This window comes from Desulfoluna sp., assembly GCF_030145185.1.
Classification (GTDB): domain Bacteria; phylum Desulfobacterota; class Desulfobacteria; order Desulfobacterales; family Desulfolunaceae; genus Desulfoluna.
This window is the reverse complement of record NZ_JAQYWB010000042.1, coordinates 1-25,025: the sequence shown is the minus strand read 5'-3', so window position 1 is coordinate 25,025 and position 25,025 is coordinate 1. Positions and strand designations below refer to the sequence as shown.

The following is a 25,025-nucleotide window of genomic DNA, read 5'->3' as shown; positions in this document are numbered from 1 at the left end:
GGGGAAGACGAAAAGCGTAGGGTGCTGTCAGACCGGGGCCATAAAGCAAAAATGGATAGCTGAATAGTGACCTTTTTTTTATCCGGTGACCACGTCTCCCCCCACGATTGTTTTTACCACAGTCGCTTTGAGTATGGCCTTTTCAGGATCGGAAAAATCATCGTCAAAAACAGTGAAATCCGCCCATTTTCCGGGCTCGATGGTGCCTGCTTTTTCTTCAATGCCAGCGGTCCAGGCGGCGGTTTTGGTGTAGCCATCGACGGCTTCCCAGAAGGAGAGGGCCTGGTCGGGGAACCAGCCTCCGGCGGGATTGTTTTCGGCGTCGGTGCGGAACATGGCGGCGCGGATGCCAATCATGGGATTGTTGGATTCCACGGGGACGTCGGAGCCGAACTGCATGCGGATGCCGGTCTCCTGAATGCGTTTCCAGGTGTAGGCGTCGCGGCAGCGGGGAAGGCCCCATTTGGCTTCGGCAGTTTTCCAGTCCGTGGGGAGAAAGCCGGGTTGTACAGAGGCGGTGACGTCCATCTCTTTGAATCGGAGGAGATCTTTCGGCCTGACCCGCTGGAGGTGTTCGATGCGGTCGCGTTTTTTCCCCGGGTAGAGGGCGCGCATGGCCGCAAACCCATCGAGGGCGGTGGAAACGGCCTGGTCGCCGATGGCGTGGATGGCAACGCTGCGGCCCGTTTTATAGGCCATCTCGATCTGGGCGTGAAGCTCTTCCTGTGTCAGACAGGCGAGGCCGCAGCAATCCGTTGAACCCTCGTAGGGCTCGAACATCCAGGCCGTTTCTGCACCCAGGGAGCCGTCCATAAAGAGTTTGACGTGGGTGTGCCAGAGGTGATCGCTTCCGGCGCCGGGGCGGATGCCCATGGCGTCTGCTTTGTCGAGTACTTCCGGGGGCAGGAGATGGCAGACCCGGAGTTTGAGCTTGCCTTCCTTTTCCAGCTCAGCGTAGGCGAGGTAATCTTCGAACTCTTCGCAGACATGGACGCCGGTAAGGCCAAAGGCCAGGGTGCGCACCTGGGCTTCCAGGATGGCGGTTTTTCTCTCTTCATGGGTAACGGCGGGGATGTGCTCTCGGATCACGTCCAGGCACTCCCGAATGATGCCGGTGGGGAGGCCGTTTTTGTCCCGGTCGATCTGGCCCCCCTCGGGGGTGACCGTCTTTTTCGTGATACCGGCGACCTCCAGGGCTTTTGCGTTGACCCAAATGAGATGACCGCAGGCGCGGGTCATGGCCACGGGATGATTCGGGGAGATATCATCGAGGTCGGCCCGGGTGGGTTCCCGCTGCTCTTCCCAGAAATGATGGTTCCAGCCGCGACCGATAATCCAGGCCCCGGGTTCGGCGATGGCCACAGCCTCTTGAATGGCCTTTCTACAGGCTTCTATGGAGGGCAGGCCTACCAGATTGACCCGAGTCAGGGTGAGGCCATAGCTGGCAAGGTGGGAATGGGCGTCCACCAGGCCGGGGGTGACGAGGTGGCCGGGCAGGGAGGTAACGGTTGTATCCGGGGTGACCTGGGCCATGATTTCGTCGGTGGTCCCCACGGCCGTGATGAGGCCGTCCTCCACCAGCAGGGCTTCCGCAAAGGGGGACTCTTTGACCCCGGTGTAAATTCGGCTTGAGACAATCGCGCGTTTCATTTTTTATTTGCCTCCGGCGGCCCAGGGGATCTCCCCTGGGCCCATAGGGCGAATGCGTATCGCATCCGTATGAAGTAAGAGGGCATAGACCGTTCCTCACGAGTGCGTGAGAGGACGGCATGTCGATGCCAGTTTAGACCTATAGTTTATGCGGATCCAGAAGGTCCCGCAGCCCGTCGCCGAGGAGGTTGAAACCGAGCACGGTGGCGAAGATGGCCAGTCCCGGAAAGATCGAGATCCAGGGGGCCGTGAAGAACTCTTCCCGGGCGTTGGAGAGCATGCCGCCCCAACTCGGGGTGGGGGGCTGGGTGCCGAGGCCCAGGAAGGAGAGTGAGGCCTCCGTTAAAATCGCGTAGGCGATGCCCAGGGTTGCCATAACAAGGATCGGTCCCACCACGTTGGGAAGAATCTGGCCGAACATAATGCGCCATTTGCCGTAACCCAGGGCTTCGGCGGCCCGGATGTATTCAATACGCTTGGCTGAGAGCACCTGGGATCGCGTGATCCGGCAGGTAAAGGACCAGTTCGTAAGCCCCAGGGCGATGTAGATGTTGACGAGCCCCGGTCCAAGAAGGGCCATAATGGCCAGGGCAAAGATCATGGAAGGGATGGAGAGCATGATGTTGGTCAGTCCCATGATGAGATCGTCCCACCAGGAACCGAAATAGCCAGCGGTGACCCCTAAAATCACGCCAATAAGGGTGTTGATAAGCTGGCTCACCAGCCCGACGGAGAGAGAGATCCGCGAGCCGTAGATCACCCGGGAGAGGACGTCACGCCCCTGGGTGTCCGTGCCGCAGAGGTAATCGCTGGACGGGGGCTCTTCCGCAACCATGAGGTCTGCGTCATCAACGGGATGGTAGGGGGCAAGAACCGGCGCGAACACCGCCATGCCGATGACCAGAACGGTGAGCACCGCGCCGATGATGAGGTTACTGTTTCCTTTGAGTGCTGCTTTTGAAAATGCCATCAGTATTCGATCCTTGGATCCACCACCGAATAGAGAAGATCCACCACAAGGTTGACGATGAGAAAGACGAGAATCATAACCAGGATACACCCCTGGGTGACGGGGATGTCCCTTTGGAAAATGGAGTCCACGAGAAGGGAACCGAGGCCAGGCCATGAGAAGAGTTTTTCCACAATGACGGTCTGGCCGATGAGGGCGCCGAATTGCAGGCCCGCGGTCGTCAGGACCAGCACCATGGTGTTTCGCATGACGTGGCGCCAGTTGACCATAATCTCGGAGAGCCCCTTGGCTCTTGCGGTACGGATGTAATCTTTATGTAAAACTTCAAGAACGGCAGCCCGGGTGGCGCGGGCTAAAAGAGCGGTGTACCCGATGCCCAGGGTGAAGGCAGGCATGATCAGGTTCACGAAATTTCCATTGCCGTACCCCGAGGAAGGGAGCCAGCCCAGGACCACGGAGAAGAGATACATCATCAACAGGCCCAGCCAGAATTGGGGCAACGAGACCCCGGAGACCGCAGCGACCATGGAGGCGGTGTCGATGAGGGAGCCCCGTTTAAGGGCCGAGATAAAGCCTAAGGGGATACCGATGGCAACGGAGATGAAAAGGGCGGCAAAAGAGAGGCGCAAGGTGGGCCAGATGCGTTCTCCCACGAGCTTGTTCACGGGTTCCCGCCTCAAGAACGAGGTGCCCAGGTCTCCCTGAACGAGGCCTTTGAGATAGATGAAATAACGGGTATGAATCGGTTTGTCGATTCCCCACTCCTTTTTCAACTGCTCCACGACCCGGGGGTCCGGAGCCTTGCGCTGGTCACCGGCCATCAGGGCGGCGTTTCCCGGCAAAAGATTAAGCAGCACGAACATAATGACCGAAATGATCAGGATCGTGGGGATGAATTGTAGAATACGGCGAAAAGCGTAAGCTCTCATACGTTGAACAACCTGGGATAAAAAAATGAATGGCGAGCAAATGCGATCAGAGGCCCCCGGTGGGCCAGCCTGTCGGACCATGGGTGGTTTGCCGGGCGGTTTGTTTTGCAGGCAAAGGCACGTCCGGGGAACGGTTTGTCTTCCGATGCATTCGAAACGTTCAATAATAAAACCACAGAGCGAGCAAAGAGCCCGAAAAAAGGGTGGTGGCTCCCACCGATGGTTCCTCTCGGGGTCTCTTTCAAGCTCTGTGGCTGGCGTTTACTTCTTTAAAAGGGTGCGTAAGCTTTCCCGGGATCTACTTTCGGGGAGAGCTGTCATCGATTGTGACGTTGGTGAAATCCTGGAGCATCATTTCAATCGCAACGGGCTTGATCCCCTTGACCCAAGGCTGATAAGCGATGATGGCCTTGTTGTAGTTGAAGAACCAGAAAGGGGCATCTTCAAAGAGGATCCGGTTGGCTTTTTTCACCCATTCAAGCTTTTCTGCAGGGGTCTTTGCGGTGGCAGCCATGTCCAGAGCCTTGTCGTACTTGGGGTTGGCATAGGCGGTGTAGTTGCCCGCAGATCTCGGGGTGGTGGAGCGATATCGATTGAGAGTCTCCAGGGGATCGGGACCGGATTCATTGGACCAGATAAAGGCATCAAACTTGCCGGTGCGGCAACGCTCGCCCAGGGCCGCGCCTTCGAGCTGCTGGGGTTTGATGGTAATATTGATTCGCTTCAGAAAGGGGATCAGGGCCTCGACGATGCCCACGCCCCAGCTTTTGTTGGCGGTGGCAATGCACTCAAAGGTAAAGCCGTCCGCGTAACCCGCCTCTTTCATCAGCGCTTTGGCCTTGGTCAGGTTGTATTCGTACCCTTTCATCGCCGTGTCATACGCAGGGGAGCTGGTGGGCAGAAAACCGGTGGCGAGAACGGCCTTGTTCTTGAGCAATTTTCGAATGATCAGTTCGGCATTGATGGCGTGGTTGATGGCCTTGCGCACGCGCAGATCGGCAAAGGGCTTGAACTCGGAGTTGAAGCCGATGAGGCGGGTGTACATCTCCGCCACTTCGATCATGTTGTCTTTGATCTGGGGGTCACGCAGATAGATGGGATACTGGGAAGCCCCCACGATGTTGGCGTCGAGCTCGCCGGAACGGAAGGCGATGTCACGGGCCGCTCCTTCGGGCATGATCTTGTAAACCAGTTTGTCGATGTAGGGCTTGCCGGCTTCGAAGTAGCCATCAAATTTTTCCAGGATCACTTCGCTGCCGCGTACCCACTTGACGAACTTGAAGGGTCCACATCCCACAGGGTTGATGGAAAATTCGGCTTCCCGGCCTTCAATGGCTTCGCGGGGGACGATGGCGGCCTCAACTTTGCAGAGGGCGTAGCCGATGTCCACGGGGTGCTTGAGGGTCATCTCCAGGGTGAAGTCATCGATTTTTTTAAGGCCGCTGATGGTTTTGGTTTTTCCTGTCATCACGGCATCGGCGCCTTCGATGTTGGCGATGTAGCTGGCGGCTGATGAGGAGGTTTCGGGCTGGGCGATCCTGTTGTAGCTCCAGATCACGTCATCGGCGGTCATGGTCCGTCCGTTGTGAAATTTCACATTGTTACGAAGGGAGAAGGTGTAGACCTTTCTGTCGGCAGAGATCTTGACATCGGTGGCGAGGGCAAGAACGGGCTTGCTCTGATCCGCGTCCCATTTGTACAGGCTGCGGTTAATGTTGAGTCCGACGATGTAATCCTGGGTGCGTGATGTTTTATGCATGTCCAGGGAAAAAAGGTCCCCCCCGTAAGGCGCGCAGAAAACAAAGGTTCCGCCGGAAGAAGCTGATGCCCCTCCCGCCGTTACCAGAAGAGCCGTTACGGCAGCGAGCAGCAATGTTCCAATATTCTTCATTAAAACGATCCTCCTGAATAACTGTGACTGAAAAAACAATAAAATATTTTGCGAGAACTAAAAATAGAACCACACCCTTAAATGGCTGTCAATAAGTTATCATAAAACTAAATTTATGTTCCCTGCGGGGGAATGTAAGGGAATCATGGTTCCCTGAAAGGAAAGGTTTTCAGAGGATTTGGTTTTTTTAAGAGTTGAATGGGTCCTAAATAGCTGGTATTAATTTTTCCTCAATTTCCATTCAATCAGGGGTACCATGCAAAACGACTATTTATTGAACGTAAAGCACCTCACCACGCGGTTTCATACCCCTCGGGGCGTGGCTCATGCCGTCAACGGGGTCTCTTTCGGGATGTATCCCGGCGAGATTCTGGGAGTGGTGGGGGAATCCGGTTGCGGGAAGAGCGTGACAGCCCAGTCCGTCATGCGGCTCATTCCGGAACCTCCGGGGCGCATCGAAAAGGGCGAGATCCTTTTTGGCGGTATGGACCTTGCCGCGCTGACTCTCCGACAGATGCGTAAAATTCGAGGTGACCGGATTTCCATGATTTTTCAGGAGCCCATGACGTCCCTGAATCCTTTAAAGACCGTGGGAAAACAGATCGGGGAGGTCTACGCCCTTCACCGCGGTGTGTCTAAAAAGGAGAGCCTGGATAAGGCCATGGAGATGCTGGAGAAGGTTCAGGTCCCCGAGGCGCGCCGACGGGTGACGGAGTATCCCCACCAGCTCTCCGGCGGCATGAGACAGCGGGTGATGATTGCCATGGCCCTGGCCTGTGATCCGGAAATCCTCATCGCCGATGAGCCCACCACAGCCCTGGATGTTACCGTTCAGGCCCAGATCATGGACCTCATGCTGAAACTTCAGGATCAGCACAAGACCGCCATCATGATGATTACCCATGACTTGGGGATTATCGCCGAGATGGCCAACCGGGTGGTGGTCATGTATGCCGGGCGCATTGTGGAGTCCGCCTCCACGCGTGTCCTTTTTCATGAAACCGGTCATCCCTACACGAAGGGCTTGATGAACTCGGTCCCGGTCATCGGCGCCAAAGATGCCGCCGGGAACAGCCGCCTGACAGAGATCCCCGGGATGGTGCCCAGCCTTTACGAACTCCCCGAGGGGTGCAGTTTCGCCCCGCGATGTCCCCACCAGAATAAGCGATGCCGAACCGAGCTGCCACCCCTTTTCACCGTGTCACCGGGCCACGATGTACGGTGCTGGCTGTGTGAATCGGCATGTGAAAAAGGAGCCGTTGCGTGACAAACCTTCTGACCGTAGAAAACTTGAAAGTCCATTTTCCCGTCAAAGGTGGGTTTTGCGGCTACTCGGATGTGGTCCATGCCGTGGATGGGGTTAACCTCACCCTTAAAAAAGGGGAAACCCTGGGGATCGTCGGTGAATCTGGATGCGGCAAGACCACCACGGGTCTGGGCATCATGAAGCTGGTCGAAAAGACCCAGGGAACCCTGAACTTTGACGGCGCCGATTTGGATAGCCTGTCCCCTGCTGAGTTGCGAAAAACCCGCCAGAAAATGCAGATGATTTTTCAAGACCCCTTCTCTTCTCTAAATCCACGCATGACGGTCAACCGCGCCATCGGCGAGCCCATGAAGGTCCATGGCATGGGCAACAAGACCGAACGTGCCGATCGGGTCGCCTGGCTTCTGAAGAAGGTGGGGCTCTCTCCCGAGCAGGGCAACCTCTATCCCCATGAATTTTCCGGCGGTCAGCGCCAGCGTATCGGCATTGCCCGGGCGCTGGCCCTGAATCCTCTGATGATCATAGGTGATGAGCCGGTCTCAGCACTGGACGTCTCCATTCAGGCCCAGATCATCAACCTCCTTATTGATATCCAGAAAGAGTTTAACCTCTCCTATGTGATTATCTCCCATGACCTGGCCGTGGTGGAACACATCTGCGATCGCATCGCCGTCATGTACCTGGGAAAAGTGGTGGAAGAGGGGACGTGTGAGGAGGTCTACGCCAACCCCCGGCATCCCTACACCAAGGCCCTGCTGTCCGCCATTCCCTATCCGGACCCGGACAGGCCCCGGGACCGCATTATCCTGACGGGTGATGTTCCCAGCCCCATCCATCCCCCCAAAGGGTGCAATTTTCACCCCCGATGCCCCAACAGGCAGGAGGGCTGTGATCTGGTGGAGCCGGATCTTGAGATGAAAAGCCCGGGCCGCAAAGTGGCCTGTCATTATTTTTAAGTGGGAAAAAACAGGGAAGTGTTCAGTTTCCCAAAAAGCCTCCGGCAACGTAAATTTGAAGTATCCATTTTTTCTTTATGACCCCGGTCTGACAGCACCCTACGCTTTTCGTCTTCCCCGCGCAGGCGGGGATCCATGTATGAAAATCCCTATGGTCCTCATTTTTACAATGAAGTGCCGGGTGGATGCGTAGGGTGCGCCGTGCGCATCCACCCGGCGTATCGTTTGCCGGAAACACCGCATGTTGAAATAAGACTCGTGGTCATCGTTAACTTGTGAGGCTGAGGGCCCTCTCTACGGTAAAAGGTGCGGGAGCCGCACCCTACGCGGTGATGAAAAGACGTGACGTCTTGGCATTTGAATCTTTCTGTGATTTGTCTCGAACGACCTGGCGAAGGCAAGCTGAATAGTTACAAATCAGGCAACAATAATGCTCCCAAGCTCTGTCCGGTACTTACCTTGTGATCATACTGTACACGTTTTGTTGTCCCACCACTTAATGGGTCAGTGCCGGGGTTGGATGCAAGGCTCTGCCTTGCCGGTACGATAAACCGTAACGCTCGAAGAGAGAACCACACTCGAGATCGGCTTTATGAATGTGGCCGAAACGATAACTAAGGCCATTTTATCTCGATGAGGTGCGGTGGACACATCCGTTTTTTACGGCGGCGAATGCCTCCACCGGTATCCCTGCGCCATCGCCGGAGACATGGAAAAACGGGATGCCGTATTCAATCTCCATCATGAGGGCCAGTTGCAGCAGGTTCCCTTCTGAAATCACCACATTGAGTGCGGCGCCGTGGCTGCGTCGGATGTCCGCAACCTCGCAGTCGGCCGGGAGCACGGAGACCACCTCCACCCCCAGGGCGTGGCAGTATCGTACCCACTCGCCGATGGCCCCTTTGTTGTGCTCCCCACCGAGGATGTTGACGCTCGCCGGAGAAATGCCTTCGGTGTTTCCTGTCCCCATAAGTCGAAACAGAGCCTCGCAGGAGACCCGGCACGGGCTCTTTTTTACCCCGTTAGGTCCTTCTGAATGGACGGCAATCACGGGGATTCCTTTCTCTTTTTCCACTTTGGAACACACCGCATCCACCTCCTCGCCCAAACCGTCTCCCCGGCCTGTGGGGTAGACGAAGGCCGCCGCCGGGTGGTGTCCTTCGATGAGGTCCAAGAGGCCCCGGTAGAGCGTCTTCTTTCCTTGGGTGATCCCCGCGGTGCTGCCCAGATGTGCCGAAAGGGCAGGGCGATGATTCGTCGGGTTTTCCCATGGGCAGGTGCCGCCGGTATCCCCGTAGACGAGGTGAAGGGCATCGATTGCGGGATAAAGGGCCGGTCCGGGGGCGTGGCTTATGCAGAGGTGTCGAGCGTCCATGGTTTTTCCTTTTAATAGGGCCTCCGACGGAAAATCCGTCGGAGGCTTTGTGGGTATCAGACGGCCGGTTCCGGCGGTCTTTTCAGGCGCATGGAAGCGCTTCTTTCTCCGGTTGCGTCAGGTGACTTTCCGCCTCCGTCGTAGTTGTACACTTCAAAGTTTGGGTAGGCGTTGCCACCGTGCTCGCAGAGGTCGAGCCCCATCATCTCCTCTTCGGCCGTCACTCGAAGTCCCATGGTTTTTTCAAGGAGTTTGAAAAGACCGTAGGCCGTGGGAAAGGTCCATGCGAAGCAGGCGGCGATGCCGATGAGCTGTACAGAGACCACCGAGATGGAGAATCCGCCCGTGTCAAAGAGTCCGGCGGCCAGGGTTCCCCAGGCACCGCAGACCCCGTGGACGGAGATGGCGCCGACCGGGTCATCGATACGGCACTTGTCAAAGAAGACAACCGAAAAGACCACCAGAATGCCTGCCAGAAGACCGATGATGATGGCGCTTGACGGGGAGACGTTGGCGCATCCTGCGGTGATGCCCACCAAACCGGCCAGGGCACCGTTTAAACTCATGCCTACGTCCGGTTTGCCAAAGGTGATCCAGGAGACGATCATGGCGGCCACGGAGCCGGTGGCTGCAGAGAGGTTGGTGTTGACAAAGATCAGGGCGATGCTTTTATCCGCGGTGGTGGTGGACCCGGGGTTGAAGCCGAACCAGCCCAGCCAGAGGATAAAAACGCCCAGGGCGGCCAACCCGATGTTGTGCCCCAGGATGGGTTTGATTTTACCGTCTTTGGTGTATTTGCCGAGTCTGGGACCCAAAACGATGGCCCCGGCCAGGGCGGCCCACCCGCCCACGGAGTGAACCACGGTGGATCCGGCGAAATCGATGAATCCCAATTTTTCAAGCCATCCGCCCCCGTTGAGAAGACCGCCCCAGGCCCAGCTTCCGAAGATGGGATAGATCAGGGCACTGATGATGACGCTGTAGACCAGGTAAGCGGAGAACTTGGTGCGTTCGGCCATGGCCCCCGAGACGATGGTGGCAGCTGTGGCCGCAAACACCACCTGAAACATCCAGAAGGCCAGGATCCACGGATCGCCCCCTTCGGTGTAATCGCTTAAGAAGAACCCTGAGGTGCCGAAGAAGCCCGTTTTGCTGGCGCCAAACATTAAACCGAAGCCCACGGCCCAGTAGGCCAGAGAGCCCATGGAGAAATCCATGAGGTTCTTCATCATGATGTTGATGACGTTTTTTGCCCGGGTAAAACCCGCTTCCACCAGGGCGAATCCTGCCTGCATGAAAAAGACGAGGCAGGCGGCCACGAGGGTCCAGACAAAGTTGGCATGTTCCTGAACCAGCACGATGGCGTCCCGGTTGCTCAAGGCCGTGGGGGTGTCGTCCCCGGCCCAGGCAGAGGAGGCAATGGCCAGGAGTGGGATGAGTGTCATGAGTCGTTTTTTCATTAGAGCGTCTTCCTTGGATTTATGGGTGAATGGGTTGGGCAATGCTTCCTTACAGGGCCTCTCTGCCGCATTCTCCGGTGCGGATCCGGACCGCCTGGTCCACGGGCAGGACAAAGATTTTTCCATCCCCGATGCTTCCGGTTGCGGCTTTTTCAGCGATGGCGGCGATGACTTTTTCTACCAGGAGAAACTCGACAACCAGTTCGATTTTCATCTTCGGGATAAAATCCACCTGATATTCTGCCCCGCGAAAGATCTCGGTGTGGCCTTTCTGCCTGCCGAACCCCCGGACTTCGCTGATGGTCATGCCGGTGATGCCGATTTCATTCAGTGCATCTTTGACTTCATCCAGCTTGGATGGTTTAATAATGGCTTCCACTTTTCGCATGAAAATCTCCTTTTTTGTCGTGGGATTCTGCCTCTGTGATGCTGAGCAAGGATAATGCAACCCCCATGCCACAACAGGGGAAATTAGAGCTTGGTACAGGTAAAGTGTTGAAATACATGCTTTATATGTCTTTGTTTTTTCAATTATTTTTTCTCAGAGATTCTGCTTGCCTCACAAATACGACGTTTTTGTATTTTAAAAGATATAAAATGACACATTTGTCATATATCGCCATCTCCGTGATATTCGCCGCTTCGTCAGCCCATATCGCCCCCTTGTGTGACCCTCTCCCTTGCCAGCAAAGTAATTTTCCCGCCGGGCCCTATCCCTCCTTGACATAAGCAAAAAAACTGCTAAGTGTAAGTGAATAGCGGCAAGAAGCCGTTGGTATTCGATTGACGTTCTGTTATTCACATACCCGGTTGTCCGAAACGTACGCGACAGACCCTGCTCTCTGGGGTTGACGCTCCCGGAGCCGTTATCCGCAAACCAAAGGCCACGAAGGCTCAAACACTCTCGAAAGAGGTGGGTGAGCCTTCGTGGCCTTTTTTATTTTCTGGGCACGTTTATTTTCTTGGCACGTCCATAGACACAGTCACGCTGCCGGAGGGCATGTATGGAATACATCGACACAAGGCAAGGGGGCCGCTGTGAAGACCCGGGGCCTGTTGCCCGGTTGTACGGGGCGAGCATAGCGAGACGGTCCCTGATGTTTTCGGGGTTGTGCCTTCTGCTTATCGTTCTTGCCGTTTGGGCCGTCACCGTGGGCTCTTATCACCTGTCGATTCTTGATGTTGTCCGCAGTCTCTTGGGCGTTGAGACAGGCACAGCCCACATCGTGGTGTGGAGCATCCGACTGCCGAGAATTGTGGCGGCCATGGTCGCCGGATGCGGCCTGGGACTCTCGGGGCTGGTCACCCAAAGCCTTCTAAAGAACCCTTTGGCCTCACCCTTTACTCTGGGCATAAACCAGGGGGCGGCCTGTGGCGCGGCATTTGCCATCGTGGTCCTGGGTGTCGGGGGGCTGGAACAGGGCGCCGTGGCAGCCAGCGCCACCCAGGCCTGGCCCCTTCACGGCATGTGCGCCGTGACGCTCTGTGCTTTTTTGGGGGCCATGGCCGCCACGGTGGTGATTCTGATTCTGGCACGCTTGCGCGGCATGTCCCCGGAATCCGTTATTCTGGCCGGCATTGCCCTGTCGGCCCTTTTCACCTCCGGCACCATTTTAATCCAGTATTTTGCCTCCGAGATAGAGCTTGCAGCGGTTGTCTTTTGGGCCTTCGGGGACGTGGCCCGCTCCAGCTGGCAGGAGCTGTGGATCCTGGGGTGTGTGACCCTTGCCGTGCTTGTCTATTTTCTATTGAACCGGTGGAATTTGAATGCCCTGGCTGCCGGGGAGGACGAAGCGCAAGCGCTGGGGGTCAATGTCACCGGGCTTCGGCTTACCGGGATGATCCTTGCCACCCTGGTGGCCGCCCTGGTGACGGCGTTTCACGGCGTCATCGCGTTTCTGGGGTTGCTTGCGCCCCACATCGCCCGTCGACTTGTGGGGGGTGACCACAGGTTGCTGCTGCCCTTCTCCTGCCTCATCGGGGCCTTGCTGCTCCTGGGGGCAGACACGGCAGGTCGCCTTCTCGTTGGATCCGGGGCCCTGCCCGTAGGGGTACTGACCTCCTTTATGGGGGCTCCTCTTTTTCTTTTCCTTCTTGTACGGGGGATAAACAGATGACATTTTACGTCAACAATCTTTGCTTTGACTACGGCAGCGCGCCGGTTTTTAACGAGGTCGGGTTTGAGCTCCCGCCAGGGTCTGTCTGCGGGGTACTGGGCGTTAACGGGGCCGGAAAATCGACCCTGCTCAAGTGCCTGATACGGATTCTTGATCCCTCCCGCGGCGAGGTGCGCCTCAACGGCTTGGATCTCCGCTCCATGCCGAGGCGAAAACTCTCCCGATACGCGGCCTATGTACCCCAGAGCACCGGGGCCCAGCTTCTTTCCGTCTTTGACACCGTGCTTCTGGGGCGCAAACCCTATATCACCTGGGCACCGTCCCGCCGTGACCTGGCCATGGTGGAAAAAATTCTGACCACCATGCACCTGGACCATTTGGCCTTGCGGCCCGCGGGCAGCTTAAGCGGCGGCGAGTTGCAGAAGGTCACCATTGCCCGGGCTCTGGCCCAGGAGCCCGAGCTGCTTCTCATGGATGAACCCACCAGCAGCCTGGACCTTAAAAACCAAATAGCCGTGATGGACCGTATTTCAGACGTCGTGGTCAGCCAGGGGCTTACGGCGGTGGTCTCCATGCACGATCTGAACCTGGCCTTTCGCCACGCCGATTTTTTTCTCCTGCTAAACAACGGAGCCATGCATGCCTTCTGCCCCCGTGAAGAGGTCACCCCGGAGATGATCCGTGAGGTCTACGGTATTCCCGTTGCCCTGGAACGCGTTCGGGGACACACCGTGGTGGTCCCCCTGGACAGCCATCAGCCACGCGAGGCCATGCGGCCCTCACTGGTCAAAACTGGATAAAAGCCGGGGACACCGGCCTTCGTTGATCCTTTGCTCACGTCACCACCAACTCAAGAAAGGGACCTGCTGTGTTTGCGACAGACGAATCAACCACCGACGACATGAAGGGAAAGGGGGCCGAGCCCCAAGCCGATGCTCTCCATGGCCTGTTTTATCAGGCATCACGCCATTACAAAGAGTTTTGTGCCATGACGGCTGCGGTTCGCCTGGGGATTTTTGATGCCCTGGAAGAGCCCCTCACCCTCGAAGGACTTTGTGACGCCTGCAGGCTGTTGCCCCCTGCCACGAAACACCTTCTGGAACTCCTCTGCGAGCTGGGGCTCCTCAATCGGCAGGACGACAGATATCGGAATACCCCGCTGAGCGCCCTCTACCTCGTCACCTCCTCTCCTTTGTTTCAAGGGGCCGTGATGCGCGATATCCAAAACGGGTTTGCCCTTTGGGATCGGCTGGACCGGGTGCTTCAGGAGGGGCCCATCGCCGTGGAGGAAGAAACCTTTTTCGAAAACGGCCTGGTGGATTCCTTAGCCGCTGAAATTCTCTGCGGCGAACTCCAGAAGACCGTTGAGGCCGTGGCATCCGTCCCGGCCTTTAAGCAAGCCCGGAGTCTCCTGGACTTAGGGGGCGGTCACGGGCTCTACGCCATTGCCCTGAGCCGGATCAATCCCGAGCTTCACGCCACGGTCTTTGATTTTCCGGACATCGCACGAAAGGCCGAAGAGGTGCTGGCGGCCAACGGTGCCGACAGGGTCCGGTTCGTGCCGGGCAATCTCTTTACCGACGACCTGGGAAGCGATCACGACGTCATCTTTCTTTCCTACAATCCCGGGGGAAAAAATCCGGCTCTTTTAAAACGGATCCATGACGCCTTGAAGCCCGGGGGCCTTTTTGTCACCAAACACGTCTTTTACAAAAAAGAGGAAGGGTCCAAAGACCGCTTACTCGACCTCGAATGGAGCCTCTCTGCTTTTAACGGGGTGAAAAAAGGCGATAACGTCTACCGGTTTTCAGGCGATCTCTCCTGGGAGGCTCACCAAGACCTGTTGACACAATATTTTACCATCGAAGAGACCCTGGAAGCCGACGCCTTCTCCGGGCTCCCCCTGGCCAAATTCGGGGACAGGGTGGATTCCAGGATGATTATTGCCGTTAAGAAAGGGATGGTCCCCTGATGAAGCGCTCTCTCCTGATTTTTTGTATTTTGTCCTTTTGGGTTGTACCGGGGGCTATGGCCGATTCCATCACGGTCCGCGACATGGCGGGACGGGACGTGACGATTGCAACCCCCCCAAAGCGTATCGTTTGCCTGGCCCCCGGCACCCTGCGCCTTATCATTTACTTGGGGGCCAAAGAGATGGTGGCGGGGGTGGAGGCCATCGAAAAGCGGTTTCCCACCACGCGGCCCTACTGGGTCGCCAACAGCGACCTGAACGTGCTCCCCTCCGTGGGCCCGGGCGGCCCGGGGTCCATCAACAGCGATCCGGACCTGGAGGCATTGCTCTCTGCGGCTCCGGACCTCATCTTCATCACCTACCTGGAGAAACGCAAAGCCGACGAACTCCAGGCCAAGCTCGGGATTCCCGTGGTGGTCCTCTCCTATGGTCCCTTCGGACGATTTGACGAGACCATGTACCGTTCCCTGCGCCTGGCTGGAAAAATCCTGGAAAAAGAGACCCGGGCGGAGGAGGTCGTCGCCTTTATTGGAAATGCCAGAAAAGATCTCTCAAGACGGGTGAAAGGGGAGGGTGCCGAGACAAAACCCAGGGTGTACGTCGGCGGCATTGGGTTTAAAGCGACCCAGGGCATCGGAAGCACGGAAACCACCTATGCTCCCTTTGATTGGGTGGGGGCCAGAAACGTGGTGGCAGACCAGGGGACTAAGGGTCACCTCTTTGTGGGCAAGGAGACCCTCCTTGCCCTGGACCCGGACATCATCTTCATCGATGGCGGTGGAAAAGGAAATGTGGCCCGGGACATGCAAATCAAACCGGCCTTTTACAAAGGCCTCTCCGCCTTTCGGGAAGACAGGGTCTACACCCTTCACTCCTACAACTGGTACATGACCAACATCGGCACCGCCATGGGGGATGCCTACGCCGTCGGAAAGATCCTCTACCCGGAGCGTTTCGCCGATATCGACCTGGCCGTTAAGGCAAATGAGATCTACACCTTCCTCGTGGGAAAACCGGTGTACGATCAGCTCAAAACAACCTACGGCCCCATCGGGGTCAAACTGACCATAAAATAGAAAAGATCTGCCTCCGGCAGCCCTGCCGGGGGCCAACCTTTTAAAAAGGTTGGCAAACAGGTCTGAAACACTCTTTTTGAATGAATCTTGATTTCAAGGTGGCATAGCTTGCCGCCGGAGGCGTTTTTAAAAGAAAGGATACCCCCAAATGTATGCACGGAAGGCGGATTTTTTTGACTCACAGAGTGACGCCTCCTGGGCGGCCGACGACTACGGTCCGGAGGAGCTCGCAAAGCTGGTCCGGGTGTTTGCCGCAGCCGGTCCCCTTGAAGGCAAAACCGTTCTGGAGCCGGGTTGCGGCACGGGTCGTCTTACCAAGATTCTGGCACGTACGGTGGGCATCAGGGGCCGAGTTCTTGCCATGGACATCAGCGCAGGGATGGTGGCAGCGGCGAAAAAAAGACTCACGGGCCAAGCCCATGTGGAGCTGAGGCAGGGACGGCTCGAAATTTTTCCCCTGCCCGTGGACGGCGTGGACCTGGCTCTCTGTCACCAAGTCTTTCCCCACCTCGAAGACCCAAAAGGGGCCCTTGCCATTCTATCACGCAGCCTGAAGGACCGGGGCCTTCTCATCATCTGCCATTTTAAGCCCATGTCTGCCATCAACGACGTACACCGCAAGGCAGGCACGGCCGTGGCGAAAGACATGATCCCCGAACGCGAAGAGATGGAGCGGCTGTGTTCCGGGGCCAACTTGACGATCACGGAGTTTACCGACGATGAAAGGGGGTATTTTCTGTGTGCGAAAAAAGCGTAATTCCCTCTGTAGAGAGGAGCACATCCTGCGACATCACCATGACACGGCCCCGTGTCATATGGGTCCTTCTGGTGCTGTGCGTCCTTGTGACGCCGCTTTTTCTGCCCGGCAACGCAGGGGCCACGCAAGACGCCGCCCTTTTGCTGGACGATGTGAAGGTCACCGCGTCTCCGGTCATTGACGGAAACATCACCGATGCCTATGGGGCACGGAAAACCCGGGTCACCGAAGATCAGGTGAGCGACCTCAACGCCCAGGATCTGGAGACTGCCCTGCGTCGGACCCCAGGAGTCAACATCTCCCGGTACAACCCCATCGGCTCCTTCGGTGGGGCCGAAGGGGGCGGGGTGTTTATCCGGGGCATGGGGTCCAGCCGCCCGGGATCGGAGATCAAGACCCTTTTTGACGGCATCCCCATGTACCTGAGCGTTTGGAACCATCCGTTTTTAGACACCATTCCCGTGGATTCCGCGCGAACCATTGAGGTGTACAAAAGCCCCCCAACCTCAGCATTTCGGCAACGCCTTCGGCGTGGTGAACGTAGTGCCCAAGCGCAAGCTTACCGAGGGGGTTGAGACCAAGGGACAGGTTGCAACAGGCCGCTGGTCCACCCTGGTGGGAACGGTGGAGCACGGCGGAAAAAAAGACCGGCTCGATTATTATATCGGGTGCGGGTACCGAAGCTCCGACGGGCACAGGACGGCCGCCGACGGCGAGTTGAAAAATATCTACGGCAGCCTGGGGTATGCCTTGAGCCCCAACTGGGACCTCAACATCGTGACCCTCTGGAATGACAACGAGGCCAGCGATCCCGGGGAAGAGGGGGCCGATCCCGCCTTGCGGGAAGGCACCTTCGAGACGCGGACCTGGCTGGCCGAAGCCACCCTCTCCAACAGCTACGATACCGCAGACGGCAGCCTTAAGGTGTATTGGAACGGCGGAGAGGGAGACTGGCTGGACTATCCTGCACCAACCCCGGGTGTCCGGGAGTCCCTCTGCAACGATTCGCTGTTTAAGGGATGTGTTTATTCGATCAAAGGCGGGGGCTCCCGACAGGTATGTCGGGGGCCCCTGCTGTTTTCGTCTGCCAGCGGATGAGATACCTCCGGTAGAGATGCTTAAACCAGGTGCCTTCCGGGAAGACGCGAAGGGAGGTTAAGCTGGTAGAGGAAAAATAGGTGCGCACAAAAGGCGTGTAATCGGGGGCCGCGGTAAAAAGAAGGGCCGTGAGGGCATAGACGGCCACCGTGGATTTAAGGTCTTTGGCGTTTGCAAATTTAAAGGCCGTGCCAGACGAATTTTTGGGTTTTTTTCCGGATAAGTTGAGGCTGACCAGCTCATCAAGCAACAGGTGAAGGATAAATCCGCCAAACATGAAAAAGCCTGCCATCCAAACGGTTTTTTTAGAAAAATTGAAAAAATGGTAGAGGATAATGGTGGTAACAAGCCAGAAGAAGAGACTGGCGGGGACCGAGTGAATGATCCCCCGGTGTACGGTGATGCGGGTGAACATGGAAAAAATGAGGCACTTGATCACCAGGAAGCTGCCAAGCCAGAGGGTGAAGAGTTCCACGGCGGAGTTGTCGGCCCGTTGATGGAACATAATGAGAAAGGAAATCACCGTGGCAATAAAGGTGAAGAGAAGGCGGACGGGCAGGGAGCTGTCGGAGTCGATATCGGGGAGCAGGCCGCCCACAACGCCCATGATAAAAAAGAGAAGCACCTCTTCGGGGGTGGCAAGGGCTGCCGCAAGGAGAAAGGTGGCCGCTGCGCTGCTGCAGAGGCTGGACACGGTCAGATGTGTTTTAAATTCCGCCACGTTTTTTTCCGATCACCTTTTTTCCCAATCACCTTTGAAATGGCCTTTCCAAAAAATCAAATCACTTCCATGGCTCACTGCCTGTTGTGGCATTTTATAAAGAGTCGCTGGTCTGTTGCCGGGTTTTTAAAGACCTTATTTTTAACCGAGGCTTTATTTTTGTGCCAGAATAACTTTAACAAATTCTCTTATAGCACATTTATTACAACGAATCTCATACAAATTGTGCGAGGGGATGGGGCATGGAAAAGAGGCGGGATGAACACGCTGTGACATGCGATCGCGGGGCACTTAGCCCGGATATTTCATGAGAAAACGACCATGCCAAAAGAATAAGATGTCAATACAGCTGGTTACTGTGAAATATCCGGGATCGGCTTGGGATGCCCCGTGATCGAGGCAAGGTATCAGGCTTTTTGTTCCGTACTGTGTGTGTTTGCATGGCCGTGATGTATTAAGGAGCTGATGAGCTCGCAAGCCACCGCGCATAAAACAGACGGGAGAATCCAGGCAAACCCGGAATCAGAGAAGGGGAGCCTGGCAATCATCTCTCCTGCGACGCCCGTGCTGATTTTTAAGAAAGCGAGGGCATCAAACACGCTGACGACAAAGGTCCCGGCCACGGCCCCTCGATAAAAAGCAGAGCTGAGATTTCTGCCGAGGAGTGTCAAGGCGATCAGCACAATGACGATGGGGTAAGCGATAATCAGCAGAGGGACGGAAAGGGTGACAATTTTTTCGACGCCGGACACTGAAATGATGGCGCTGAACACCGAGGTGGCGATGACGATGGGGATGTAGCCAATCTTGCCGTGGGTCATCTTTTCAAAATAAGTTCCCACCACCGCAGTCAGGCCGATGGAGGTGGTCAGACAGGCGGCGGACACAGCCAGGCACAGCGCGCTTTGCCCTGCGGCACCGAAGATGGTGTTGGTGATGGAGACGATAAGCTCTGCCTTGGTGATCCCCTGGCCGAACAGCGTGCACGAGGTCGCGCCGAGATAAAGCAGGCCACCGTAGACAAACATCAGACCAACTCCTGCGATCAGCCCTGCTTTACAGGTCAGTTTGATCTGCTCTTCCGTGGTTTGATACCCTTTGGCGGCTATGGCCGAAAGAACCAGGCCGGCAAAGAGGATAGAGGCCAGAGCGTCCATGGTCTGGTAGCCTTCGATGAACCCTCGGGACAAGGGCTGGACCAGTCCGGTATCGATGGGCTGACCAATAGGATTTACCACGCCTTTGATGATGATCATGCCAATGATCAAAAGAAGAATGGGGGTGAGAAACTTTCCGATTTTGTCCACGATGCTCGAGGGCTTCAGGGCAAAAAAGAGGGTGAGAGCAAAAAAAATACCGGCGGCGGTCAAGGGAGAAACACCGGGGAGGAGTGGTTTGATACCAATCTCGTATACGGTGGCCCCGGTGCGCGGGATGGCAAGGAAAGGCCCGATGGCCAGGACAATGCTGGTGCCCATCACCTTGGCAAAGAGAGGGCTTACTTTTCCGGCAAAACGATCCAGAGACCCTTCAGATTTGGCAAGGGCCGCGACCCCGAGAATGGGCAACCCCACGCCGGTAATAAAGAATCCCAACATACAGAGAAACCACGATTGCCCAGAGAGAAATCCCAGCGCGGGGGGGAAGATCAGGTTTCCGGCACCAAAAAACATGGCAAACAGGGCCGCCCCTGCAACGATGATATCTTTGCTTTCTTTATTCACAGGTGTTACCTCCACCAACTCAGTCATTACAATACGTCTGTCCGGGGGTACTTCAGGACCCTCACGTGACAGAAAGCAGCGAAGTTAACACATTTCCTGCTGGAATCACAGGCAGGCGCTGCATAGCCTTGTTTGGCCTTATTTTCAGTGGGTAATGGTTGTTCGCATAAAGAGACAGTGGATAAATGACTATTATCGGCGGGTCTTTTTTTACATGAATAAAGTCGAGTCCGAGAATACTTTCCGTATTTCAATCGGAATGACTTCTCTTTTTGATCATTTCGAAAAAAATGACCTGTTTTAATGCTGAACGCCCTAATTCTCCGGCTTGGTGGCCCTTGATAGACGGTTTGAATCCTCACATTTCAGGCAAACGACATGTTTGGCGGCCTCTTTTTTTTCATTCGTAAACCCTGAGCGGCTCACGTTTCGCTATTTTATTCTTTGAACAAAAATACGGAAAGGCGCTTGCAACGGTTTTTCGTCATGGCAGAATAAAAAAAGCCCCCCGGCATGGCCGGGGGGCTTTTCGTTGTTTTAAGCGAACGGTTTGTTCAAAAAACGGTCTGCCGGAGGCAAACGGAAACGTTTCGGAAAGGATGGGGCATCATCCTCCGAATTTTTCGATATACCCCCCGATAAAAACCACCAGGATAATGAGCGGCAGGATATATTTGACATAAAACTTTGTCTTTTCAGGGTAGCGAAGCCCGTGGCCTTCGTTGGCTTCATTGACAAAGTTGTCCCAACCCCACCCCATTTTATAGCTGCAGAAAAAGGCAAAAACGAGGGAGCCGATGGGCAGGAGGTTGTTGCCGACGATAAAATCTTCCAGATCGATGATCCCGGTGCCTTTGCCCAGGGGCTGGATCTCGCTCCAGAGGTTGAAGCCCAGGGCGCAGGGCAGGGAGAGGGCAAAGAGCAGCAGACAGTTGATGACGGCGGCCTTTTTCCGGCTCCAGCCCAACTCTTCCATGGTGAACGCCATGATGTTTTCAAAGACGGCGATGACCGTGGACATGGCTGCAAAGCTTAAAAAGAGGAAGAAAAGGGAACCCCAGATACGCCCCCCGTTCATGGAGTTGAAGATGTTGGGCAGGGTGACAAAAATCAGGCCGGGGCCAGCCCCGGGGTCCTTACCGAAGGCAAAGCAGGCGGGGAAGATGATCAGGCCGGAGAGGATGGCCACAAAGGTATCCAGGGCGATGATGTTGAGGGACTCTCCTGTGAGAGACCGTTCTTTGCCGATGTAGCTCCCGAAGATGGCCATGCTGCCGATGCCAAGGCTCAAGGTGAAGAACGCCTGCCCCATGGCCGCGTAGACGGTCTCCCAGACCCCAATCTCCATCAGCCGATCCAGGTCCGGCATCAGGTAGAAGGAGAGGCCGGCCGATGCGCCAGGCAGGGTGACAGATTTGATGACCAGGGCGATGAGAATGATAAAAAGGGAGGACATCATCCACTTGGTGATTGTTTCGACTCCCTTTTGCAGGCCAATGGAACAAGTCGTAAACCCAAGAACAACGGTCAGGCCCATCCAGAAGATCAGGGTACCGGGGCTGGCCAGAAGGCCGCCGAAGAAGCCCCCCACCTCATCCGGTGAAAGGCCTGCCAGGCTGCCGGTGAGGGTGTGATAAAAATACGCGAGCATCCACCCGGCCACGGTAGTGTAGAACATCATGAGCAACAGGTTGCCCAGAATGGCAAAGTAGCCGTACAGATGCCATTTGCTCCCTTCAGGCTGGAGTTTTTTCAGGGCTCCGGCAATGTTTTGCCGTCCACCGCGTCCGATGGAAAATTCCATGACCATGATGGGAAGGCCCAGAATGAAGAGAAAGAGTAGGTAGATGAGAACAAACGCTGCCCCCCCGTATTTTCCTGTAATGAAAGGAAAACGCCAGACGTTGCCGAGGCCGATGGCGCACCCGGCTGAAATGAAAAGGAAGCCGATGCGGCTTCCGAGCTGTTCTCTTGGATTGACTGAACTCACAAAACACTCCTTTTCTGGTTTGGCATGACGCGATATTGGAATCCCTTGGTTGATTTTGGTCCGTCATTTTTACTCGGTTAAAAGGGGCTGTTTCATGAAAATTTAACCGCTTTTCTTACGGGTAACGCAAAATGTATCGGATTCTGTTGATAGTAACGCAGATGCCATATTTTTTCCAGCTTTTCAGTCAATTTCAATGAGTTGTTTCTTCTCCCCTGTCATTTTGAGCAATGATCGGTGTTTTCAGCCCGGATATTTCACGAAGGGAGAGAAAATCGGACAGAAACCCGAAAATGACAGGTTGTATTTTTTGAATGCCTGATTTTTTCCACAACGCCCTGTAATAAACTATATATTCTTTTACGTTTCGGTTCCTCATGAAATGTCCGGGTTCGTCAGTCATTGACACGAAGGAGGCCCTGACGCCTGGCAGATCGATACATGGCCCCTGCACAGAGATTCTGGTGATGCCAGAAAAGGTGAAATCGTTTTTCGAGCCGGGGGATCCAAAACCGTTCCGGGGTTTCAAGGGTGGGGCTGGCAGGGGTGGGATCGAGCTCCGCCGTCACAAAGCCTGCCCCTTCCTCCCGTTTCATGCGGGCCAGAACCGCCCCTTTGTTGTCGATGATCTGGGTTTCACCTAATAAATAGCTGGGAAAGATGCCGGTGATTTTGTCGGTGGGCATCAGAAGAATGCGGCCGTCAAGGTCGCCCGCATGGGCTGCGTGGAGATTTGGGACGCCTAAGATGCGTGCGAGTTCGGCCGGGGCGGCGGCCATGTGCTCCTGATTGGAGCGGGCCATGGAATCGAAGAAGCCGTTCATGACATACCACCGGGTGGGGGGCGCCCACCAATGGCTTCCGGTCATCAAAAAATCAATGCGATCCTTCAGGCGTGTCACGGTTTGGGTGCGGATGGTTTCCCAGCAGAGGGCGGTTCCCACACGGCCCAGGGAGGTCTCATGCACGCCGTCGTCGGCTCCTTTTTTATAGAAGGCACCTTCCACCATGGTGGGCAGGTCCTTGTCATGTTTGGAGACGGTGCCGTCGGGCTGTACCAGCGCATAGGTGTTGAACACATCCTCCCCCCGTTTTTCCAGATAGGATCCGCCGATCATCACCCCATGGTTTTGCGCCAACGCCTGGAGCATCTCAAGGGCGGGGTTTTCCGGGGGCAGCGAGCACCCCCAGAGCCGACGATCCCAGACAATGCTCGTGGTAAAAAATTCCGGGAGAGCAATCACTTTGGCCCCCTCTGCGATCACGGCCTCGGCCAGCTCCCGAATGTGTGCGAGGTTATAGGCAATGTCTGCCGTCCTGGCCACCATTTGCACTGCACCGACCTTGATCATGGCTGTCTCCTTTTGAATTGTCGCGTTTTTTGAGGGGTTCGGGGTCACGGGGGTTTGTCTTGTCGCTGCGGAGTGTATATAGTCTATATATACATGGATATCATGACATTATCTACGGCTGTCTGCAGGCAGCCCCGGCTTTTTCATTTAAGCGGGTCTTTGGTTGCGCTAGCCGAGGGAGGCGGGGCCGTCAGGGTGATCTTTTTACCGGTTTTTAGTCATCCCATCACCTTACTCCTCGATTCCATGGCGTATTGCTGATATAGAAGGACCCGACCGACGGTGAAGCCGGTCTGACATCAACAGGAAATAATGCCAGACGCCCTGATTTATGGGTGTTACTGTCTTTGAAGGATAAGAAATATGCTCAAGATTGGTCAGATGAACTCTCTTATTGCCGAGCGTTATATGGAGTTCGGCTTTTACCTCAACCCTGCGGACGAGCAGGTGCTTCTTCCGAACAAATATGTACCCGAGGGATTCAAGCTGGGGGACCGCATCCATGTCTTTGTCTACACGGACTCCGAGGATCGTCCCGTGGCCACGACCCTGACCCCCAAAGCCATGGTGGGCGATTTCGCACTGTTGACGGTGGTCGACGTGAATCCTTTTGGCACTTTTTTTGACTGGGGGCTTGAAAAAGACCTCCTCGTGCCCAGAAGCGAGCAGCAAAATCCCATGGCTGTGGGCGAGCAGCATGTGGTGTATCTCAGCCTCGACGATGAGACCGGAAGGGTGTTCGGGTCCACGCGGCTCGGACGGCACTGCCCGAAATTTTCCACGGGACAGGAGGAGGGGCAGGAGGTCTCCCTGCTTATTTACGGGATCACCAAGTTGAGCATCCAGGCCGTGATCGACGAGGAGTGCCTGGGCATCCTCTACCGAAACGAGGTGTTTTCCAAAGTCGCCGTTGGGGACCGCATGACCGGGTATGTCTCCCGTGTCCGCGAGGATGGGAAAATCGACTTGACCTTAAAAAAACCGGGCTACCGTTCCGTCTCGGCCTCCACAGATCACGTGGTGGAGATCCTGAAAAAAGCCGGTGGCTTTATCGCCTGCCATGACAAGAGCTCCCCCGATGAAATCAAGGCGATATTTTCCATGAGTAAAAAAGAGTTTAAACGCACCGTGGGCGGGCTTTACAAGAAGGGACACATCGAGCTGAGCGACAAAGGGATTCGTCTCAAGGAAGCGCAGGGAGAAGGTCCTGCAGAGGATTAAAAAAAGGTAACTATTCAGCTCCTGCCACCCAATCGCCACACACCGATACGGCAGGTTCGATGAAGAAGGAAACCGTATAAAGGGTCTGTCCTTTGGTAACCGTGTCGATGTGAAAAATGTAGGGTGCGGCTCCCGCACCGCTTAACGTCCGATAAACCTGCAACGCCGCATTTTGTGATACGTGTTGAGACGGGGCCGGCGGTTTGCGTGACGTTGAACGGTGCGGGAGCCGCACCCTACGGGCTGAAACGTTTTTGCGAAACTTTTTTCAAAAAGAGACCCGCCAGAGACAGGATGAAGCTGAATAGTTAGGGCTGGTACAAAAATAAAACATACAAAAAGCGATGCCTCCGGCGGCAAGGTGAGCCACCTTGAAAGCGAGTTGCCGCTGTGATTTAACCCTCGTGCCTCGGGTCAAATCACAGCGGCATTTTTATAAAAATTGTGCATTTATTATTTGCGTGAGCCCTTACCGCTTTTTCTCATTCATAGGCTCCGC

Annotated in this window: 21 protein-coding genes; 10 read left to right on the top strand and 11 right to left on the bottom strand. The window is 55.7% G+C overall.

Features of this window, described 5'->3' with window-relative positions:
* Positions 1-78 precede the first annotated feature (78 nt).
* From Q1Q75_RS14265 to Q1Q75_RS14250, 4 genes are all read right to left on the bottom strand, one after another.
* The gene (locus Q1Q75_RS14265; protein ID WP_300671977.1) at positions 79-1,650 is read right to left on the bottom strand and encodes an amidohydrolase; all 1,572 of its coding nucleotides are present in this window, start codon (positions 1,648-1,650) and stop codon (positions 79-81) included.
* A 139-nt stretch (positions 1,651-1,789) separates the two neighbouring features.
* Positions 1,790-2,620, bottom strand: a complete 831-nt coding sequence (locus tag Q1Q75_RS14260; protein WP_300671973.1) for an ABC transporter permease — start codon at positions 2,618-2,620, stop codon at positions 1,790-1,792.
* Positions 2,620-3,549 carry an ABC transporter permease gene (locus tag Q1Q75_RS14255; protein ID WP_300671970.1) on the bottom strand — a complete coding sequence of 310 codons (930 nt, stop codon included), beginning with the start codon at positions 3,547-3,549 and terminating at the stop codon, positions 2,620-2,622. Before Q1Q75_RS14255 ends, Q1Q75_RS14260 begins: the two co-directional genes overlap by 1 nt.
* A 298-nt stretch (positions 3,550-3,847) precedes the next feature.
* Positions 3,848-5,440 carry an ABC transporter substrate-binding protein gene (locus Q1Q75_RS14250; RefSeq protein ID WP_300671967.1) on the bottom strand — a complete coding sequence of 531 codons (1,593 nt, stop codon included), beginning with the start codon at positions 5,438-5,440 and terminating at the stop codon, positions 3,848-3,850.
* Between the two features lie 256 nt (positions 5,441-5,696).
* Between Q1Q75_RS14250 and Q1Q75_RS14245 the strand changes: the two genes are divergently transcribed.
* Both Q1Q75_RS14245 and Q1Q75_RS14240 read left to right on the top strand, forming a co-directional pair.
* Positions 5,697-6,707 carry an ABC transporter ATP-binding protein gene (locus tag Q1Q75_RS14245; RefSeq protein ID WP_300671964.1) on the top strand — a complete coding sequence of 337 codons (1,011 nt, stop codon included), beginning with the start codon at positions 5,697-5,699 and terminating at the stop codon, positions 6,705-6,707.
* Positions 6,704-7,663 carry a dipeptide ABC transporter ATP-binding protein gene (locus Q1Q75_RS14240; RefSeq protein ID WP_300671961.1) on the top strand — a complete coding sequence of 320 codons (960 nt, stop codon included), beginning with the start codon at positions 6,704-6,706 and terminating at the stop codon, positions 7,661-7,663. The genes Q1Q75_RS14245 and Q1Q75_RS14240 overlap by 4 nt, the downstream gene beginning before the upstream one ends.
* Before the next feature lie 625 nt (positions 7,664-8,288).
* On the opposite strand, the gene Q1Q75_RS14235 is transcribed toward Q1Q75_RS14240, so the two are convergent.
* The 3 genes from Q1Q75_RS14235 to Q1Q75_RS14225 are packed head-to-tail and all read right to left on the bottom strand — an operon-like array spanning position 8,289 to position 10,886.
* Positions 8,289-9,038 (bottom strand): nitrogenase component 1, encoded by a 750-nt coding sequence (locus tag Q1Q75_RS14235; RefSeq protein ID WP_300671958.1) that lies wholly within the window; start codon positions 9,036-9,038, stop codon positions 8,289-8,291.
* Positions 9,039-9,094: 56 nt separating this feature from the next.
* A complete protein-coding gene (locus Q1Q75_RS14230; RefSeq protein WP_300671955.1) occupies positions 9,095-10,498 on the bottom strand; it encodes an ammonium transporter in 1,404 nt (467 codons plus the stop codon).
* Positions 10,499-10,547: 49 nt separating this feature from the next.
* A complete protein-coding gene (locus Q1Q75_RS14225; protein WP_300671952.1) occupies positions 10,548-10,886 on the bottom strand; it encodes a P-II family nitrogen regulator in 339 nt (112 codons plus the stop codon).
* Positions 10,887-11,502: 616 nt separating this feature from the next.
* Between Q1Q75_RS14225 and Q1Q75_RS14220 the strand changes: the two genes are divergently transcribed.
* The 7 genes from Q1Q75_RS14220 to Q1Q75_RS14190 all read left to right on the top strand — a co-directional run bounded on the left by Q1Q75_RS14220 (position 11,503) and on the right by Q1Q75_RS14190 (position 17,518).
* On the top strand, positions 11,503-12,615 hold the full coding sequence (locus tag Q1Q75_RS14220) for an iron ABC transporter permease (protein WP_300671947.1): 1,113 nt from the start codon (positions 11,503-11,505) through the stop codon (positions 12,613-12,615).
* Complete coding sequence (locus Q1Q75_RS14215; protein WP_300671944.1) at positions 12,612-13,415, top strand: ABC transporter ATP-binding protein; 804 nt, start codon at positions 12,612-12,614, stop codon at positions 13,413-13,415. Before Q1Q75_RS14220 ends, Q1Q75_RS14215 begins: the two co-directional genes overlap by 4 nt.
* 68 nt (positions 13,416-13,483) lie before the next feature.
* Positions 13,484-14,587: a class I SAM-dependent methyltransferase gene (locus Q1Q75_RS14210; protein ID WP_300671942.1), complete on the top strand. Its 1,104-nt coding sequence runs from the start codon at positions 13,484-13,486 to the stop codon at positions 14,585-14,587.
* Between the two features lie 56 nt (positions 14,588-14,643).
* Positions 14,644-15,663, top strand: a complete 1,020-nt coding sequence (locus Q1Q75_RS14205) for an iron ABC transporter substrate-binding protein (RefSeq protein ID WP_300671939.1) — start codon at positions 14,644-14,646, stop codon at positions 15,661-15,663.
* Positions 15,664-15,811: 148 nt separating this feature from the next.
* Positions 15,812-16,420, top strand: coding sequence for a methyltransferase domain-containing protein (locus tag Q1Q75_RS14200; protein ID WP_300671936.1), 609 nt, complete (start codon positions 15,812-15,814; stop codon positions 16,418-16,420).
* Positions 16,421-16,458: 38 nt separating this feature from the next.
* Positions 16,459-16,995, top strand: a complete 537-nt coding sequence (locus Q1Q75_RS14195) for a Plug domain-containing protein (protein ID WP_300671934.1) — start codon at positions 16,459-16,461, stop codon at positions 16,993-16,995.
* Positions 16,964-17,518, top strand: a complete 555-nt coding sequence (locus Q1Q75_RS14190; RefSeq protein WP_300671932.1) for a hypothetical protein — start codon at positions 16,964-16,966, stop codon at positions 17,516-17,518. The genes Q1Q75_RS14195 and Q1Q75_RS14190 overlap by 32 nt, the downstream gene beginning before the upstream one ends.
* On the opposite strand, the gene Q1Q75_RS14185 is transcribed toward Q1Q75_RS14190, so the two are convergent.
* From Q1Q75_RS14185 to Q1Q75_RS14170, 4 genes are all read right to left on the bottom strand, one after another.
* Complete coding sequence (locus Q1Q75_RS14185) at positions 17,454-18,239, bottom strand: metal-dependent hydrolase (RefSeq protein WP_300671929.1); 786 nt, start codon at positions 18,237-18,239, stop codon at positions 17,454-17,456. The genes Q1Q75_RS14190 and Q1Q75_RS14185 overlap by 65 nt on opposite strands.
* Positions 18,240-18,646: 407 nt before the next feature.
* A complete protein-coding gene (gene brnQ / locus Q1Q75_RS14180) occupies positions 18,647-19,963 on the bottom strand; it encodes a branched-chain amino acid transport system II carrier protein (protein ID WP_300671926.1) in 1,317 nt (438 codons plus the stop codon).
* A 607-nt stretch (positions 19,964-20,570) separates the two neighbouring features.
* Positions 20,571-21,953 (bottom strand): sodium-dependent transporter, encoded by a 1,383-nt coding sequence (locus Q1Q75_RS14175; protein WP_300671923.1) that lies wholly within the window; start codon positions 21,951-21,953, stop codon positions 20,571-20,573.
* 395 nt (positions 21,954-22,348) lie between these two features.
* A complete protein-coding gene (locus tag Q1Q75_RS14170) occupies positions 22,349-23,305 on the bottom strand; it encodes a carbon-nitrogen hydrolase family protein (protein ID WP_300671920.1) in 957 nt (318 codons plus the stop codon).
* A 363-nt stretch (positions 23,306-23,668) separates the two neighbouring features.
* Between Q1Q75_RS14170 and Q1Q75_RS14165 the strand changes: the two genes are divergently transcribed.
* A complete protein-coding gene (locus Q1Q75_RS14165) occupies positions 23,669-24,526 on the top strand; it encodes a S1-like domain-containing RNA-binding protein (RefSeq protein WP_300671917.1) in 858 nt (285 codons plus the stop codon).
* Positions 24,527-25,025: the final 499 nt, after the last annotated feature.

What these genes read in the sequence shown, in the direction of transcription:
- Q1Q75_RS14165 (WP_300671917.1), top strand. Translation starts at nt 23,669, where the DNA reads ATGCTCAAGATTGGTCAGATGAACTCTCTTATTGCCGAGCGTTATATG.
- Q1Q75_RS14205 (WP_300671939.1), top strand. Translation starts at nt 14,644, where the DNA reads ATGGCCGATTCCATCACGGTCCGCGACATGGCGGGACGGGACGTGACG.
- Q1Q75_RS14265 (WP_300671977.1), bottom strand. Translation starts at nt 1,650, where the DNA reads ATGAAACGCGCGATTGTCTCAAGCCGAATTTACACCGGGGTCAAAGAG.
- Q1Q75_RS14245 (WP_300671964.1), top strand. Translation starts at nt 5,697, where the DNA reads ATGCAAAACGACTATTTATTGAACGTAAAGCACCTCACCACGCGGTTT.
- Q1Q75_RS14195 (WP_300671934.1), top strand. Translation starts at nt 16,459, where the DNA reads ATGACACGGCCCCGTGTCATATGGGTCCTTCTGGTGCTGTGCGTCCTT.
- Q1Q75_RS14215 (WP_300671944.1), top strand. Translation starts at nt 12,612, where the DNA reads ATGACATTTTACGTCAACAATCTTTGCTTTGACTACGGCAGCGCGCCG.
- Q1Q75_RS14230 (WP_300671955.1), bottom strand. Translation starts at nt 10,498, where the DNA reads ATGAAAAAACGACTCATGACACTCATCCCACTCCTGGCCATTGCCTCC.
- Q1Q75_RS14225 (WP_300671952.1), bottom strand. Translation starts at nt 10,886, where the DNA reads ATGCGAAAAGTGGAAGCCATTATTAAACCATCCAAGCTGGATGAAGTC.
- Q1Q75_RS14170 (WP_300671920.1), bottom strand. Translation starts at nt 23,305, where the DNA reads ATGATCAAGGTCGGTGCAGTGCAAATGGTGGCCAGGACGGCAGACATT.
- Q1Q75_RS14235 (WP_300671958.1), bottom strand. Translation starts at nt 9,038, where the DNA reads ATGGACGCTCGACACCTCTGCATAAGCCACGCCCCCGGACCGGCCCTT.
- Q1Q75_RS14255 (WP_300671970.1), bottom strand. Translation starts at nt 3,549, where the DNA reads ATGAGAGCTTACGCTTTTCGCCGTATTCTACAATTCATCCCCACGATC.
- Q1Q75_RS14260 (WP_300671973.1), bottom strand. Translation starts at nt 2,620, where the DNA reads ATGGCATTTTCAAAAGCAGCACTCAAAGGAAACAGTAACCTCATCATC.
- Q1Q75_RS14200 (WP_300671936.1), top strand. Translation starts at nt 15,812, where the DNA reads ATGTATGCACGGAAGGCGGATTTTTTTGACTCACAGAGTGACGCCTCC.
- Q1Q75_RS14250 (WP_300671967.1), bottom strand. Translation starts at nt 5,440, where the DNA reads ATGAAGAATATTGGAACATTGCTGCTCGCTGCCGTAACGGCTCTTCTG.
- Q1Q75_RS14220 (WP_300671947.1), top strand. Translation starts at nt 11,503, where the DNA reads ATGGAATACATCGACACAAGGCAAGGGGGCCGCTGTGAAGACCCGGGG.